We start from the raw sequence: 15,155 nt of genomic DNA on the forward strand, positions 1-15,155 counted from the left end.
CGATATTTTTAAAGGAATTGATGATGAAAAAACATAAGCGTGCAACCGTTGCCGATCTGCTTGCGGAAAGGGGCAAGCGCCAGCTGACCATGCTGCGCGTCACCTCGCTCGAGGAGGCCGAAGCCGCCGAAAAGGCCGGGATCGACATTGTCTCGGTGCCGCCGTCGCTGCTCGGTCCGGTCTTCCGCGAGATCGCCCCCACGCCCTTTGCCATTCCAGGTCTCGAATATGGCGATCATGTCTCGGCGGAAGATTATCTGCGCGCCGCATTCGCGGCGCTGAAGGCCGGCGGCGATGCCGTCTATTGCGCCGCCAGTCTGCAGACGATTCGGCGCCTGCGCGACGAGGGCATTCCCGTCTGCGGCCATCTCGGGCTGATCCCCTCGAAAGCGACCTGGACGGGCGGCTTTCGCGCCGTCGGCAAGACGGCGGCAAGTGCGGCCGAGATCTGGCGGCAGACCAAGGCGCTGGAAGAGGCCGGCGCCTTCGCCGCCGAAATCGAAGTCGTGCCGGGGGATGTCGCCGCCGCCATCAGCAGCAACACCTCGATGCTGATGATCTCCATGGGGGCAGGCAGCGGCTGCGACGCCCAATATCTCTTCGCCGACGATGTGCTCGGCGCCAATCGCGACCATTATCCGCGCCATGCCAAGGTCTACCGCAACTTCGCCGCTGAATATGACAGGCTGCAGCGCGAACGCATCGCCGCCTTCACCGAATTCGCCGAGGATGTCAGGACCGGCGCCTATCCGGAAAAGCGTCATTGCGTCGGTATCGACGAGGCCGAACTGAAGATTTTCCTCGACCGGTTGACCAACGAGACGGGAAAGCGCTGACGCTTACCGGCGACTCCCTTCTTCCCAGCGGGGCCCAGCGGGGAGAGGGGGAAAGTTCCATTGGCTTCCGTCGCCGCCTGTGGCAGGAATGATCCGTTCGATTCATTCGGAACGGAGTATTCGGCCCCCTGTGACGATCGGCTTTGCGCATGCGGAACTTATTGCAGTGCTCGTCGCGGTGACGGGGGATGAGCCGCGCGTCATGACCATCCGCTCCGGCAATGCGCTGCCGTCAGGTCCGTTCGAAATGGGCCATCGAACCCTGCAATCGGGCCTGCGCGAATGGGTGCAAGAGCAGACCGAACACCCGGTCGGTTATCTCGAACAACTCTATACCTTCGCCGACCGCGACCGGAACAACGAGATTCTTGGCGGGCGGACGATCTCGATCAGCTATCTCGGCCTCGTCAACGAGCAGGCGGGCGCCGGCCGGCCGGGGTGGCACGGCTGGTACGACTATTTTCCCTGGGAAGACCATCGGCAGGGCCGGCCGGCCGTGCTGGACGAGATCGTGGCACGCCTCAAAACCTGGGCAGATGCCGATCCGGCCCGCCGCGATCATCGCCATCGCCGCGCCGACTTCACATTCGGGCTCGACGGCGGCGGCTGGAACGAGGATCTGGCCTTGCAGCGCTACGAACTGCTGTATGAAGCCGGCCTTGTGGCCGAAGCCGGATGCGGGGTGGAAGCCAATCTTGGGCGAGCGATGTTTGCCGATCACCGCCGCATTCTGGCGACCGGGATCGCCCGGCTGCGCGCCAAGATCAAATACCGCCCTGTGGTCTTCGAACTGATGCCGGAGAGTTTTACGCTTCTGCGGCTGCAGCGCACAATCGAGGCGCTGGCCGGACTGACGCTGCACAAGCAGAATTTCCGCCGCCTCATCGAACAGCAGGAACTGGTCGAGGAAACCGGTCGAACGGAAAGCGAAACCGGCGGCCGGCCGGCCAAGCTCTTCCGCTTCCGTCACACCGTGCTCGAAGAACGGGCGCTCGCAGGAACGAAATTACCGCTCTCCCGCAATTGACATATGCTCACAGCGAGAATATGTCTTTGTCCACGATATGCTCAACTCGAGCATAATTAGGAGTCGGTCATGAATCACCCAGTTTCCGCATCCTCGCTCTACAACCGCGTCAGCCGCGTCATTCCCAAAGCCGAATGGATGTCGTTCGAGGATGACATCAACGCCATTCTCGAGCTCAAGCGCCGCCGCAACGCGGCCATTCTCGCCCACAATTATCAGACGCCCGAGATTTTTCACGGCGTGGCCGATATCGTCGGCGACAGCCTGGCACTCGCCCGCAAGGCGATCGAGGTCGATGCCGATGTCATCGTGCTGGCAGGCGTGCATTTCATGGCCGAGACCGCCAAGCTTCTCAATCCTGAAAAAACGGTGCTGATCCCCGATCTCGGCGCCGGCTGTTCATTGGCTGACTCGATCACGCCTGAGGATATCGCGCTGCTGCGCCAAGCGCACCCCGGCGTCCCCGTCATCACCTATGTCAATACCTCGGCCGCGGTGAAGGCAGCCTCCGACATCTGCTGCACCTCGGGCAATGCCAAACAGGTGGTGGAGTCGCTCGGCGTGCCGAAGGTGCTGATGATCCCCGACGAATATCTCGCCCGCAACGTCGCCCGCGAGACCGATGTCGAGATCGTCGCCTGGCATGGACACTGCGAAGTGCACGAACTCTTTACCGCTGACGATGTCCGCCAGCTGCGTGAAAACCATCCCGGCGTGACGGTGCTCGCCCACCCGGAATGCCCGCCCGACGTGGTGGCAGAGGCCGATTTCGCCGGCTCCACCGCTGTCATGTCCGATTATGTCGGCAGGCAGAAGCCGGCACGAGTGGTACTGCTGACGGAATGCTCGATGAGCGACAACGTCGCCGTGCACCATCCTGACGTCGAGTTCATCCGCCCCTGCAATCTCTGCCCCCACATGAAGCGGATCACGCTTGCCAATATCCGCGCCGCACTTGAGGAAAATCGCCATGAAGTGACGGTCGATCCGGCCATCGCCATGGCCGCCCGCCGCGCCGTCGAGAGGATGCTGGCGATATGACCGAGATCCTCGAACAGTTGAGCGGCCGCACCGTCATCGTCGGCAGCGGCCTCGCAGGGCTGATGACGGCGCTGACGCTGGCGCCGGAACCTTCCGTCGTCGTCACACGCGCCGCGCTCGGTGCCGAGACCTCGAGCGCCTGGGCACAGGGCGGCATTGCCGCCAGCATCGGCGCCGACGACAGCGCCGCGCTGCATCTGGCCGATACGCTTGCGGCCGGCGACGGGCTCTGCGACCGGAGCATTGCCGCGGGCATCACCGCCGAGGCGGCGGCAGCCATTGCCGCACTGGCGCGCGCCGGCGTTCCCTTCGACCGCGATGACGCCGGACAACTCTCGCTCGGGTTGGAGGCCGCCCATAGCCGCCGCCGCATCGTCCATGCCGAAGGCGACGGCTCGGGTGCGGCGATCATCGCAGCGTTGGTGCGGGCGGTGGCGCGGACGCCCGCCATCACCGTGCTCGAAGGCTTCGAGGCGCGGCGTATTCTGATGGACGGCGAGCGCGTCGCCGGCCTGCTTTGCGCGACCACAAGCGGCGGGGCCGCCGTCCTTCCGACTGCGAGGCTCGTGCTCGCCACCGGCGGGATCGGCGGGCTTTATGATGCGACCACCAATCCGATGGGCAATGTCGGTCAGGGGATTGCGCTCGCGGCAAGGGCGGGTGCCGAGCTTGCGGATATGGAATTCGTGCAGTTCCATCCGACGGCGCTCGATTCACGCCGCAGGCCACTGGCGCTTGTCAGCGAGGCGGTGCGCGGCGAGGGGGCCTTGCTCGTCAACGAACGCGGCGAACGGTTCATGGCCCGCATATCGGGCGCCGAACTTGCGCCTCGCGACGTGGTGGCGCGTGCCATCAGTGCCGAGATCGCCCGCGGCGGCCGCGTCTTCCTCGATGCCCGCAACGCGCTCGGCAGCCGCTTTGCCGCACGCTTCCCCGTCATATCAGCCCTTTGCGGCGAGGTCGGCATTGATCCGGCCAAAGACCTCGTGCCGGTGCGCCCAGCCGTTCACTACCACATGGGCGGCGTCGCGACGGATGACAATGGCCGCAGCTCGGTTCCCGGCCTCTGGGTCGCCGGCGAGGCCGCGTCGACCGGTCTGCACGGCGCGAACCGTCTTGCCAGCAATTCGCTGCTCGAGGCAGCTGTCATGGGCATGCGGGCGGCGCGCGACATATCGGCCATGCCAGCAGACCGCACCGGCCCCATCCTCGCAGAACAGCTACCGGCGCCGGCCGACGCATCCTCCATCCGCATGACTGTCTCGCGTCATCTCGGCGTGCTGCGCAATGCCGATGCCCTTCACGGTGCAATCGCCGCATTGCTGCCACTTGTCGAGGCCGACGGTCCTGCCTCCGATCCGGCCATCGTCGCATTGCTGGTCGCCGTCTTTGCCAGCCTGCGGATGGAATCGCGTGGCGCCCACGCCCGCACCGATTTTCCCCTGAAGCTCGCCGATGCGCAGCGCCGCCGGATGCGCCTTTCCCAAGCGCTGGAGATTGCCCGCGCCACACCACCCTATTCGCTTGCCAGGAGCGCCTGACATGAGCCTAGCCCCCCTTCCGCGCCTGATTATTGAACCCTTGGTGCGGGCAGCCCTGCTCGAAGATCTCGGCCTTGCCGGCGACATCACCTCGGCGTCGGTCGTTCCCTCGGATCACCGCTCCACGGTGGTGATGGCCGCCCGCCAGCCCGGCGTGATCGCCGGCCTTGATGCGGCCGACCTCGCCTTCACGCTCGTCGATCCCGAAATCGTCATGCGCCGCCACATCGAGGACGGCTATGCGGTCAAATCAGGTGACGTCATCGCCACCATCGAGGGACCTTCGCGCGGACTCTTGACCGGTGAGCGCACCGCGCTGAATTTCCTCAGCCATCTCTCGGGCATCGCCACCGTCACGGCCGGGATTGCCGCCGCTATCAGCGGCACCAGGGCCTCGGTCGCCTGCACGCGCAAGACGACGCCCGGGCTGCGGGCGCTGGAGAAATATGCAGTGCGGGCCGGCGGCGGCATGAACCACCGTTTCGCGCTTTATGACGCGGTGCTGATCAAGGATAATCACGTGGCCATATCAGGCGGCGTGGCCGAGGCGATCCGCAGGGCGCGGGCCGGCATCGGCCATCTGGTGAAGATCGAGGTCGAGGTGGACAGGCTCGATCAGCTGCAGGAAGCGATGGCGGTCGGTGTCGATGCCGTTCTGCTCGACAATATGACGCCGGATCAGCTGCGCGAGGCCGTCGCCATCGTCGCCGGGCGGGCGATCACCGAGGCTTCGGGCCGGGTGACGCCGGCAACGGCCGCGGTAATCGCCGCTTCCGGAGTCGACCTCATTTCGGTCGGCTGGCTCACGCACAGCGCGCCCGTGCTGGATATCGGCCTCGATTTCGTCGAGGCCGCCAGCGCTGCGTAAACCAGCACCAAATAGATCGCGCCGAATGCTGTGATCGATTAGGCTCGCTCGCTATTGGTTGCGGCTATGGAGGCCGCAGCGGAAATAACTGCGCCAAATCAGGTCCGGGGGCAAAGTGTTGGCAAGCATTCCCGGCCGGCTAATGTGAGAAAATGCAAATATTCGGTGTAAAAACCTCTTTTTGCGCTATGCGCGGGCCAATTAACGCTCTAACATGTTCCTGCGCGGCCGGTGTGCATGCGCGCCTGGTCTTCAGGGGTGAGAAGCGGGATGCAACGGACATCCGGACAGATGTCGACGAACAGGCTCTGCCTGCTCGGAAGACCGCGATTGCTGGCAGCGGGGAGGGAACTCCCTTTGCCGGAGAAGTCTTATTTTCTTTTCGCCATGCTCGCCGCCGAAGCCGATCTCGAACTCGACCGGGAAACCGTCAGGCGGCAGCTCTGGCAATCGGAAGCGCCGGAAAAACGCGCAGGCAGTTTGCGCCAGTTGCTGGCGCGCATCGAGCAAAGCATTCCCGCCGGCCTTCCGCCGCTGCTGAAAGCGACCCGAACCCATATCGGCCTTGCCGACGGCTGGGAAGTCGATATCCATATACTCAAACAGAAAGCGCCGCTCGCAGCCGAAGACGGCGACATTCTGAATGGCGAATTGCTAGAAGGAGCCAAGTCGCCGACGCAGGGCGCCGAGGACTGGCTGACCTTCGAACGCCAGCGTATCGATGAACTGCGCGCCGCCCATCTGACGCGGCTGGTCGAAACTGCTGACGACAGATCGGACGAAGAGCAGGTGGCCTTTGCCCGTCGCCTGCTGGAGCTCGACCCCGCCAGCGAGACGGCCTATCGGGCCCTGATGCGCATTTATGTCAGGATGAACGACCCGGCCGCGGCCCGGCAGTCCTATCTGAAGTGCAAGAGCCAGCTGAAGGACGAGTTCGAAACCGAACCGGAGGAAAGCACCACCGCGCTTGCCCGCGAACTCGGCCTGATCCCGGCAGCTCAGCCCGCGGCCGCCGAACGTCCATCGCCAGCGCCCGGCGCCTTCGCCGATCTGCTCGGCCAGCCGCGGATCATCATCCTGCCGCCGGAAAGCATTTTCACCGATCCGCTGATGGAGCGCGTCGGCAGAGCCCTTCTTGAGGAAGTCACCATCGGCCTCAGCCAGCAGCGCGGCTTCAAGGTGATCGCAGCCCATACGAGCCTCGAAATCCTCAGCCGTTCGGTCGATCCGGCCCGCGCTGTGCCCCGTGCGCTCGACCTCAGCTTCGATTACGCGGTTTACGTCACCATCCAGGGCCGCGAGGAGGATGTCTATGCGACCTGCCGTCTGACGCGGACGACGACATCGGAGGTGATCTGGGCTCTGGAACTGCCCCTGGTCATGCAGAAGATCAGCGAATCCTTCGCGCATCTGACACGGCGCATCGTCTCCTCGCTCGCCGACACCGTCGAACGCCACGAGCTGGCGATGCCGATCGGCGAGGCACCGCCATCCGCTTACCGTCTCTATCTCGAAGGCAAGCGGCTGATCGCCCAGACCGATCTGCAGCATCTGCGCCAGGCGCGCAAATGGTTCAGATCCTCGCTCAATCGTTATGAGAATTTCTCGGCTGCCCATGCCGGCGTGTCGCGTGCGCTCGGCATGGAATGGCTGATCCGCGGCATGCAGGACACCGAACTGCTCGACGAGGCGAATGGCGCCGCCCGGCTGGCGCAACAGTCCGACCCGAACAGCGGCCGGGCCTATCGCGAGCTCGGCTTCGTGGCGCTGTACCGCCGCCGTTTCGACGAAAGCCTGGACTATTTCCAGCAGGCCCAGGATCTCAATCCCAACGACGCCGACATCCTCGCCGATTACGCCGACGCGCTGTGCCACTACGGCGACTTTGACAAGGCGCTGGATCTGAACAATGCGGCATTCAAGCTCAATCCGCTGCCGCCGGATTATTACTACTGGAATCGTGGCGGCATCCACTTCGACCGCGGCGAATATAATCAGGCGATCGAGGCGCTTGAGCCGGTGCAGTCGAAACAGGCGACCGCGCGACTGCTGGCAGCCGCCCACGCCATGGCGGGCGATATGAAAAAGGCCGGCAAATACGCTAACGTTGTCCTGGAAAATTTCCCGGATTTCCGCAGCGAGGACATCCGCCATTTCGTTCCCGACCGCGATCCCCGCTATACCGAAACGCTGATTCATGGCCTCCAACTGGCCGGACTTCCCTGATTGCATGGCCTTTTAACGAAGCCTGTAACGGTTAAATGACGCAGACAATGTTCCTCTGCAATGGTTAACGGCAGCCGGCTGCCTATCCCATTGGAGATGGACAATGAAAACCACTGTTGAAACCCATGCAGCAATGCCTTCCCAGCCGCGCTTCTCGGCCGCAGCCAAGGCTGCGATGAAGCAGGACGAACTCAACGTCACGGCAAATGCTCTCGAAAACCTGACCCATGCGCTGAAGTTCCGCTAAAGGGGCGAGATCGGTATGTCCGCCTTCGCCGATCTTGAAACGCTAGCCGATGATCTCAGACGATCATCGGCTGGCGTCAGCGACTATCACGACCGTGCAATCACGCCGGCGCAGACACTTGCGGCCATCAAGCCGCATCTGCGCGAATTCGGCATCACGCGCGTCGGCCTGCTGACCGCTCTCGACGTGCTGAATATCCCCGTCGCCTTCGCGACGAGGCCGAACAGCCACACGCTTTCGGTCTTCCAGGGCAAAGGCATCGACAATGATGCCGCCATGGCCTCGGCCGCCATGGAGGCGATCGAGACGCGGATCGCGGAAATTCCGCCCGCCGACCTGACGCAGGCGACGGTGGAGAGCATGGGAGCGGAAGGCGCCGCCATGATCGATCTCGACAATGTCGCACGATGCGCGCCCGATGAAATCGGCGGTGACCCCATCCCCTGGTGCTCCGGCCTCGACATTCTGTCCGGCAGCAGCGTCTTCGTCCCCTGGTGGCTTGTCGGCCTCGACCATCGCGGCGAGCGGCCGCCGGGCTTCGAGCAATCAAGCGATGGGCTTGCCTCCGGCAATGCGCCGTCCGAAGCGGTCCTGCACGGACTTTGCGAGCTGGTCGAGCGCGATGCCTGGGCCCTGACCCAGTTGAAATCACCACAGCGCCTGAAGGAGAGCCGCATCGACCCCGCCTCCTTCGGCGATGCGGTCATCGACGTCATGACCGACCGGATCACACGCGCCGGCATGCGGCTGCTGCTGCTCGACATGACCACAGATATCGGCGTTCCGGCTTTTCTGGCCGTCATCATGCCTGGCAATCTTTCCGACCGCGCCGATGCGCGCTGGTCACATGTCTGCGGGGGCTGCGGCTGCCATCCCGATCCTGTGCGCGCCGCACTGCGCGCCATCACCGAAGCGGCCCAGAGCCGGCTGACGGCGATCGCCGGCAGCCGCGACGATTTCTCGCCGCGCATCTACCAGCGGCTCGATCGGAGTGCGGCTATGCAGCAGCTGGTCGAACTCTGCAAGAGCGACGGCCGGATGCGCGCCTTTCAGAACCGCCATCGCCGTGTGGCGACGATCCAGGAGACCATCCGCCACATAGCCGACAGGCTGGTGGCGAGCGGGATCGAACAGATCGTCGCCGTGCCCTTTGCCCATCCGACTTTGCCGGTCTCGGTCGTCAGGGTGATCGTGCCGGGCCTGGAGGTCGATATATCAGGCCAATACGTCCAGCTCGGCCTGCGCGCCGTCAACACCATGAGAGGAGCCCAATCATGAAGGTTCTGTTCGTCGGTCCGAGCCTTGGTGGCGGTCTTGCCGCAGCGAGAAACATGTCTCCCTGCATTGATTTCCGCCCGCCTGCCGCCCGCGGCGACATCCTGAAGGCAGTAGAAGACGGCGCCACCGCGATCGGCCTTGTCGACGGCTATTTCGGCGAGCTGCCATCGGTCTGGCACAAGGAAATTCTCTACGCGCTCGAACATGATGTCGCCGTAGCAGGCGGCGCCAGCATGGGCGCATTGCGGGCTGCAGAATGCGCTCCGTTCGGCATGGTCGGGCTCGGCTCGATCTTCGAGGATTACGAGTCCGGGCGGCTGCTCGATGATGAGGCCGTCGCACTCGTGCATGCGCCGCAGGCGCTTGGCTGGCTGCCGCTTTCCGTACCCTGGGTCGATTTCGAGCCCACGGTTGATGCGCTTCATGCCCGCGGCGAGATCTCCACGGCCGAGCGCAAGAAACTACTGCTCGCCGGCCGCTTCCTGCATTTCTCCGAGCGCACCTATGCGCGCGTGGTCGACGAGTGCCATTTCCGCAGGCCGCGTCGTGACCTCCTCCTCGCCGCTCTCCGCAAGAATAGGGTCGAACGCAAACATGATGACGCGCGGCTAGTGCTGGAGTGGCTGCACCGCGAGCAATTCGCACCCGTCAACCGTGACTGGCGCTTTGCCGCAACCTCGCATTGGGAGCTTTTGCACGCCGAAGTCACCCGCAACGTGACTCCTGTAACGCTTGAATAACGGTCTCGGCTAGATGATGCAGGGGTGATGGAATCTGAGGCTTCACGGCCAAAGGGGCGGGAACAATGTTTGAACAACGTAACGAAGGTACAGGCAGCGAATACGCAAGGATCTTCCGGCTGCTGTCGGCAGCCAAGGAGGAGGCTGAAAAGCTTCAGCTGCGTAATCTGATGCACCTGACGAACATGGCACTGCTGCAGGTCGTAATCGATTGGGACGGCATAGATCCGGACAGGGAACTTGACGTCAACCTCGAGAAACTGCTCGGCAGCAAGGCCAAGATCGCTATGAAGGACGCTAGCGAGAATCTAATCGTGATCGATCGCCATTGACCTTCATGCCGTCCGTTAGAATCGCGTGAAGGAGATCCGGCCTATTCGGCCGCTTCACCCTCGACCTGTTCGGTGTGGGCGATTGCCTGAACAAGCTTCAGGATCTTCTTGCGAAGAGCTTCGTTTTTGATCGAGAAGAACGCCGCATTCAGAAGCACACCCTCGCGCGAAATGACGAATTCCTCGCTGGGAGCGGGGTTGTCGTTAGCCGTCTCGGGCGTTGAGAGGTCGTCGAAGAACGTCCTGACGTCGACGTTCAGCGCGCCGGCGATTTCAACCAGCATGCTGGCGGAAACCCGGTTGGAGCCCTTTTCGTATTTCTGGATCTGCTGAAACGTTACGCCGACACGATCGCCCAATTCCGTCTGCGAAACTTTGCGCAGCAGACGCTGTATGCGGATCGTCTTTCCGACATGAACATCCACTGCGTGCGGTTCTTCTTTCATTTGTTTCCCTCCTGAGGACACGGACATGAGGTTATTCGCCATATCCGTGTCTGACACTTGTAACTGAGACACACAAAGCTAGCAATTGTCTGGCTGAAAGTCGTCCCAAACCGAAACATCGCATCGCTTCATATTAGCAGCAGCAAAAAACATGCCAAAGTAGCACTTTTGGGGGGTTACATCATCCGATTTCAGGGTGCAGAGCATGGTAAGTTTGCTGCCGACCTTTCAGCCGAAGGATCGGCACGGCGTAAATAAAAGTTACAATGACCAGAGGCGCTGGGCATTGTCGAAGAGCAGCTTGGAACGCTCCGCCTCGCTGCTGCCGGCGAGCACGGCATGGGTCGCTGCAACCCAGGTGGAAAGGCCGCCGCCGAGCGTGCAGACCGGCCAGTCGCTGCCCCAGACGACACGATCCCAGCCGAAACTTGCGATCACATGTTCGATATAGGGCGTCAGCGTCTGTGCTGTCCATGTCTGCGCATCCGCATAGGCGACGACGCCTGATATCTTGCAGATCACGTTCGGCCGGCGGGCGATCTCCGATATGCCGGCCTTCCATGGCTCGAAGGCATCGGAGCGGATATCCGGCACGCCGCAATGATCGAGGACGAACTGCACGTCGGGCGCGAGATCGACGAGAGCGGTGACGCGACCGGCCTGATGCGGCAATGTGCAAAGGTCGAAGGTCAGGCCGCTGCCACCGATGCGCCGGATGTTGTCTCGAAACAGGACGCCTTCCGAGACGGTGTCGGGCACGACATGCAGCACGCGGCGGAAGCCCTTGACGAAGGGATCGGCCTTTTGCCGCTCGAGATAGGCGGCAAAGCCTTCCTCCTCGGGACGGCAGGAGACAATCGCCCCGGCAATCAGGCTGCCTTGCCTTTTGGCGATCGAGGCAATGTGGTCGGTCTCGGCCTGCATGACGGTCGGATCGACATCGACCTCCATATGCAGCACCGTCATAATGCCGCAGCGCCGCGCCTCGGCCGCATAGGTCTCATAGAGAAAGTCATGGTCGAGAGCCGGCACGCCGGAGAGCCAGGGATAGGAAAGCGCCGACCGGTCGATGATATGCAAATGGGTGTCGATGAGCACGTTTTCCTCCTCCAGGAATGGTCTTTGCCGCAACCTATTTCTCGTGAATGGATTATTCAAATAGAAATTTCATGCTGCCCTGGGCATGGCTGCCTCACTCTGGCATGCCGTAAAGCAGCCCTTCATCCTAACCCTCCCCGTAAAACGGGGCGAGGGGAGAGAGGGACGGAGAGGCCGCGGCATATCCCCTTCGCCCCGCCTCGGGGGTCCGGAGGATGGGTCGAGACCCGTGGCTCGACCCCGGTGGCGGCAGCCGGATGAGGGGCCGCGGCGCGATGCTCAGGTCGGGCCGACATCCGCCCCGGCCAGCAGCGAAAGCTGAGCGGCGGTCTTCTGCACCAGCGTGATCGTTTGGGTGATGTCGGGGGCGGACGGCGCATTGACAAGGGCGATAAAGGGGCAGGTCAGGGCGGCGATGCAACGCCGATCCGGCCCAAGAACGGGCGCCGACAGATTGTAGACGCCCGATGTCTGGGCGCTCGCCATCATCTCGTAGCCGCGCTCGCGGATCTGGTCGAGGCGATCGTAAAATTCGGCGCCAAGGTCGATCTCGGCGCGGTTGCGCGCATGTTCCGATATCATCATCTCCCGCTCCTCGTCGCTGCGGAAGGCGAGCAGCACATGCCCCGAGCCGGTGTCGAACAGGCTGATATGGGCGCCGATGCGGATCGAGAAGCCCCAATAGTCCGGCGCTTCCTGCTGGGCGATGACAACGGCGGCGCCACGGTCAAAAACGGCGAGATGATTGGCCTGACGGGTGCGCTGGGCGAGATCGCGCATCAGCGGCGTGGCATAGGAGGCAAGCCGGCGCACAGGCGCATGCAATTGCGCAAGGCCAAAGAGCTTCAGCGTCAGCGAGTAGCGATCGCCATCCAGCCGGGTGACGTAACCGCGACGCACCAACCGATCGAGCATACGATAGAATTCATTGGGACTGCGGTCGAGCCGCTTGGCAATCTCCGCCTGGGTGAGGCCGCTGTCGACGCCGGCGAGCAGCTCCAGGATATCGAGGCCCTTGTCCAGAGCAGGAGCGCGATAGCGGTCTGACTCGTCGGTCTCCATTCCTTCCTCCTGTGAATATTATTCTGCATATACGCAGAACCATGGCCGGAAAAGGAAAACTTCGCGCTTGACCCTTGGCCAATCGTCTGTTTGTCTATAAACAGACAAATCATAATTGAAGACAGCCGATCAGCAGAAACGCCGAGATGCGGGGCTTCGCGCCTTGCCCGACGCCGGCCGAAAGGCGCAAAGAGAGAAAATGGCAGGCCCTGATGGACGTCCTATTCCATCACAGCGCGGCCTTCGGCAAGATAACCGCATGCATCGTCTCATGTAGACAATCCAGAAGAGGCCCGTGACATGACAAACAGACTTTCCAGCAAGACCGTTCTCATCACCGCCGCCGGCCAGGGCATCGGCCGGGCGACGGCGGCAGCCTTTGCCGCGGCCGGCGCCAAGGTCCATGCAACCGACATCAACACCGATGCGCTGGCAACCCTTGCCGCGGAAACCGGCGTCTTCACCCATAAGCTCAACGTGCTCGACGGGGATGCGGTCACGGCGCTCGTCGCCCAAATCGGCACTGTGGACGTTCTGTTCAACTGCGCCGGCTTCGTCCATGCCGGCTCGATCCTGGAAATGCCGGATTCCGATCTCGAATTCGCTTTCGACCTCAACGTCAAGGCGATGATCCGCACCATCCGGGCGGTGCTGCCCGGAATGCTCGAACGCAAGGACGGGTCGATCATCAACATGGCCTCCGTCGCTTCCAGCATCAAGGGCGTGCCGAATCGCTTCGCCTATGGCGTCACCAAGGCGGCGGTCATCGGCCTTACCAAATCGGTCGCCGCCGATTATGTTGCTCAAGGCATCCGCTGCAATGCGATCTGCCCCGGCACGGTGGAAAGTCCGTCCTTGCAGGACCGCATGCGCGCACAGGGCGATTACGATGCGGCCCGCGCCGCCTTCATCGCCCGCCAGCCGATGGGCCGGCTCGGCTCGCCGGAAGAGATCGCCGATCTCGCCGTCTATCTCGCCGGCGCCACCTACACGTCTGGCCAGGCGATCGCCATCGACGGCGGCTGGACGATCTGACGTCGGCTCGTCAGCGGTCGGCAGAGCGCCGGCCGATTCGGCTATCGCAATTGGCACCTTAAATCGGGAGGAACAACATGACCCGCATCACCGACCTTCGCGTCTTCGATCTCCGCTTTCCCACCTCGCAAAGCCTTGACGGATCCGATGCGATGAACCCCGATCCCGACTATTCGGCCGCCTATGTCATTCTCGACACGGATGTCCCGGGCCTTGCCGGCCATGGCCTGACCTTCACCATCGGCCGTGGCAACGACATTTGCTGCATGGCGATCGAAGCGATGCGCCACCTCGTCGTCGGGGCCGATCTCGGCGAGGTGCTTGCCCATCCCGGCAAATTCTGGCGGCATCTGACCAGCGACAGCCAGTTGCGCTGGATAGGCCCCGAAAAGGGCGCCATTCACCTGGCGACCGGTGCGGTCGTCAACGCCGTCTGGGATCTGCTCGCCAAACAGGCCGGCAAGCCGGTCTGGCGGCTCGTCGCCGACATGTCGCCGGAAGAGATCGCCGATATCGTCGACTACCGCTATCTCACCGACGTGCTGACGCGCGATGAAGCGGTCGCTATCCTCAAGAAGGCAGAAGCGGGCAAGGCGGAACGGATTGCCATCCTCGAAAAGGAAGGCTACGCCTGCTACACGACCTCGGCCGGCTGGCTGGGTTATGAAGACGAGAAATTGCGCCGGCTCTGCCAGGAAGCGATCGATGCCGGCTTCAACCATATCAAGATGAAGGTCGGCCGCGATCTCGACGACGACATTCGTCGCCTGAGGATCGCCCGCGACGTGATCGGTCCCGATCGTTACCTGATGATCGACGCCAATCAGGTCTGGGACGTCGGTCAGGCGATCGACTGGGTCAAGGCGCTTGCTTTCGCCAAGCCCTTCTTCATCGAGGAACCCACAAGCCCCGATGATGTCGCCGGCCACCGCAAGATCCGCCAGGCAATCGGACCGGTGAAGGTCGCAACCGGCGAGATGTGCCAGAACCGCATCATGTTCAAACAGTTCATTGCCGAAGGCGCGATCGACATCGTCCAGATCGATTCCTGCCGCATGGGCGGGCTGAACGAAGTCCTTTCCGTCCTGCTGATCGCCGCCAAATTCGGCCTGCCGGTCTGGCCGCATGCCGGCGGCGTCGGGCTCTGCGAATATGTGCAGCACCTGTCGATGATAGACTACGTCGCGGTCTCAGGCACCAAAGAAGGCCGCGTCATCGAATATGTCGATCACCTGCACGAACACTTCCTCGACCCCTGCCGGATCGAGAACGCCGCCTATATGCCGCCGGTTCTGCCGGGCTTTTCCATCGAGATGAAACCGGCTTCGATCAGCGGCTACACATTTCGAGGCTGAGGAACCAGCGCCGGCGGCGCGCT

The 15,155-nt window shown here is 62.8% G+C and carries 15 protein-coding genes; 12 read left to right on the forward strand and 3 right to left on the reverse strand.

What is annotated here, in order from left to right:
* Positions 1-20: 20 nt before the first annotated feature.
* The 10 genes from AC13QO_RS16480 (at position 21) to AC13QO_RS16525 (ending at position 10,136) form a co-directional block, all read left to right on the forward strand.
* Positions 21-836 (forward strand): 3-methyl-2-oxobutanoate hydroxymethyltransferase, encoded by an 816-nt coding sequence (locus AC13QO_RS16480; RefSeq protein ID WP_488541261.1) that lies wholly within the window; start codon positions 21-23, stop codon positions 834-836.
* Between the two features lie 88 nt (positions 837-924).
* The gene (locus AC13QO_RS16485; RefSeq protein ID WP_488541262.1) at positions 925-1,863 is read left to right on the forward strand and encodes an NUDIX hydrolase; all 939 of its coding nucleotides are present in this window, start codon (positions 925-927) and stop codon (positions 1,861-1,863) included.
* Positions 1,864-1,932: 69 nt separating this feature from the next.
* Positions 1,933-2,904 (forward strand): quinolinate synthase NadA, encoded by a 972-nt coding sequence (nadA, locus tag AC13QO_RS16490; protein WP_488541263.1) that lies wholly within the window; start codon positions 1,933-1,935, stop codon positions 2,902-2,904.
* Complete coding sequence (locus AC13QO_RS16495) at positions 2,901-4,445, forward strand: L-aspartate oxidase (protein ID WP_488541264.1); 1,545 nt, start codon at positions 2,901-2,903, stop codon at positions 4,443-4,445. Before nadA ends, AC13QO_RS16495 begins: the two co-directional genes overlap by 4 nt.
* Position 4,446: 1 nt before the next feature.
* The gene (nadC, locus tag AC13QO_RS16500) at positions 4,447-5,313 is read left to right on the forward strand and encodes a carboxylating nicotinate-nucleotide diphosphorylase (protein ID WP_488541265.1); all 867 of its coding nucleotides are present in this window, start codon (positions 4,447-4,449) and stop codon (positions 5,311-5,313) included.
* A gap of 270 nt (positions 5,314-5,583) precedes the next feature.
* Entirely contained in the window at positions 5,584-7,539 is a 1,956-nt protein-coding gene (locus AC13QO_RS16505; protein WP_488541266.1) for a BTAD domain-containing putative transcriptional regulator, read from the forward strand.
* Between the two features lie 103 nt (positions 7,540-7,642).
* Positions 7,643-7,786: a hypothetical protein gene (locus AC13QO_RS16510; RefSeq protein WP_176536271.1), complete on the forward strand. Its 144-nt coding sequence runs from the start codon at positions 7,643-7,645 to the stop codon at positions 7,784-7,786.
* 15 nt (positions 7,787-7,801) lie between these two features.
* Positions 7,802-9,064, forward strand: coding sequence for a YcaO-like family protein (locus AC13QO_RS16515; protein ID WP_285195063.1), 1,263 nt, complete (start codon positions 7,802-7,804; stop codon positions 9,062-9,064).
* Complete coding sequence (locus tag AC13QO_RS16520; protein ID WP_488541267.1) at positions 9,061-9,804, forward strand: TfuA-like protein; 744 nt, start codon at positions 9,061-9,063, stop codon at positions 9,802-9,804. Before AC13QO_RS16515 ends, AC13QO_RS16520 begins: the two co-directional genes overlap by 4 nt.
* 65 nt (positions 9,805-9,869) lie before the next feature.
* The gene (locus AC13QO_RS16525) at positions 9,870-10,136 is read left to right on the forward strand and encodes a hypothetical protein (RefSeq protein ID WP_488541268.1); all 267 of its coding nucleotides are present in this window, start codon (positions 9,870-9,872) and stop codon (positions 10,134-10,136) included.
* A gap of 41 nt (positions 10,137-10,177) precedes the next feature.
* Here the strand turns inward: AC13QO_RS16525 and AC13QO_RS16530 are convergent, their stop codons facing one another.
* The 3 genes from AC13QO_RS16530 to AC13QO_RS16540 all read right to left on the reverse strand — a co-directional run bounded on the left by AC13QO_RS16530 (position 10,178) and on the right by AC13QO_RS16540 (position 12,742).
* Positions 10,178-10,582 (reverse strand): helix-turn-helix domain-containing protein, encoded by a 405-nt coding sequence (locus AC13QO_RS16530; RefSeq protein ID WP_085781220.1) that lies wholly within the window; start codon positions 10,580-10,582, stop codon positions 10,178-10,180.
* A 261-nt stretch (positions 10,583-10,843) separates the two neighbouring features.
* Positions 10,844-11,680: an amidohydrolase family protein gene (locus AC13QO_RS16535; RefSeq protein ID WP_285195065.1), complete on the reverse strand. Its 837-nt coding sequence runs from the start codon at positions 11,678-11,680 to the stop codon at positions 10,844-10,846.
* 279 nt (positions 11,681-11,959) lie between these two features.
* Complete coding sequence (locus tag AC13QO_RS16540; RefSeq protein ID WP_285195067.1) at positions 11,960-12,742, reverse strand: IclR family transcriptional regulator; 783 nt, start codon at positions 12,740-12,742, stop codon at positions 11,960-11,962.
* Positions 12,743-13,042: 300 nt separating this feature from the next.
* Here AC13QO_RS16540 and AC13QO_RS16545 point away from each other — a divergent pair, with 300 nt between their 5' ends.
* On the forward strand, positions 13,043-13,777 hold the full coding sequence (locus AC13QO_RS16545) for an SDR family oxidoreductase (RefSeq protein WP_488541269.1): 735 nt from the start codon (positions 13,043-13,045) through the stop codon (positions 13,775-13,777).
* A 77-nt stretch (positions 13,778-13,854) separates the two neighbouring features.
* Complete coding sequence (locus tag AC13QO_RS16550; RefSeq protein ID WP_488541270.1) at positions 13,855-15,132, forward strand: L-fuconate dehydratase; 1,278 nt, start codon at positions 13,855-13,857, stop codon at positions 15,130-15,132.
* Positions 15,133-15,155: the final 23 nt, after the last annotated feature.

The organism is Rhizobium sp. CNPSo 3670 (genome assembly GCF_057784555.1).

Coding starts and splice junctions, on each gene's coding strand:
- AC13QO_RS16480 (WP_488541261.1), top strand. CDS start 21: ATGATGAAAAAACATAAGCGTGCAACCGTTGCCGATCTGCTTGCGGAA.
- AC13QO_RS16485 (WP_488541262.1), top strand. CDS start 925: ATGATCCGTTCGATTCATTCGGAACGGAGTATTCGGCCCCCTGTGACG.
- nadA (WP_488541263.1), top strand. CDS start 1,933: ATGAATCACCCAGTTTCCGCATCCTCGCTCTACAACCGCGTCAGCCGC.
- AC13QO_RS16495 (WP_488541264.1), top strand. CDS start 2,901: ATGACCGAGATCCTCGAACAGTTGAGCGGCCGCACCGTCATCGTCGGC.
- nadC (WP_488541265.1), top strand. CDS start 4,447: ATGAGCCTAGCCCCCCTTCCGCGCCTGATTATTGAACCCTTGGTGCGG.
- AC13QO_RS16505 (WP_488541266.1), top strand. CDS start 5,584: ATGCAACGGACATCCGGACAGATGTCGACGAACAGGCTCTGCCTGCTC.
- AC13QO_RS16510 (WP_176536271.1), top strand. CDS start 7,643: ATGAAAACCACTGTTGAAACCCATGCAGCAATGCCTTCCCAGCCGCGC.
- AC13QO_RS16515 (WP_285195063.1), top strand. CDS start 7,802: ATGTCCGCCTTCGCCGATCTTGAAACGCTAGCCGATGATCTCAGACGA.
- AC13QO_RS16520 (WP_488541267.1), top strand. CDS start 9,061: ATGAAGGTTCTGTTCGTCGGTCCGAGCCTTGGTGGCGGTCTTGCCGCA.
- AC13QO_RS16525 (WP_488541268.1), top strand. CDS start 9,870: ATGTTTGAACAACGTAACGAAGGTACAGGCAGCGAATACGCAAGGATC.
- AC13QO_RS16530 (WP_085781220.1), bottom strand. CDS start 10,582: ATGAAAGAAGAACCGCACGCAGTGGATGTTCATGTCGGAAAGACGATC.
- AC13QO_RS16540 (WP_285195067.1), bottom strand. CDS start 12,742: ATGGAGACCGACGAGTCAGACCGCTATCGCGCTCCTGCTCTGGACAAG.
- AC13QO_RS16545 (WP_488541269.1), top strand. CDS start 13,043: ATGACAAACAGACTTTCCAGCAAGACCGTTCTCATCACCGCCGCCGGC.
- AC13QO_RS16550 (WP_488541270.1), top strand. CDS start 13,855: ATGACCCGCATCACCGACCTTCGCGTCTTCGATCTCCGCTTTCCCACC.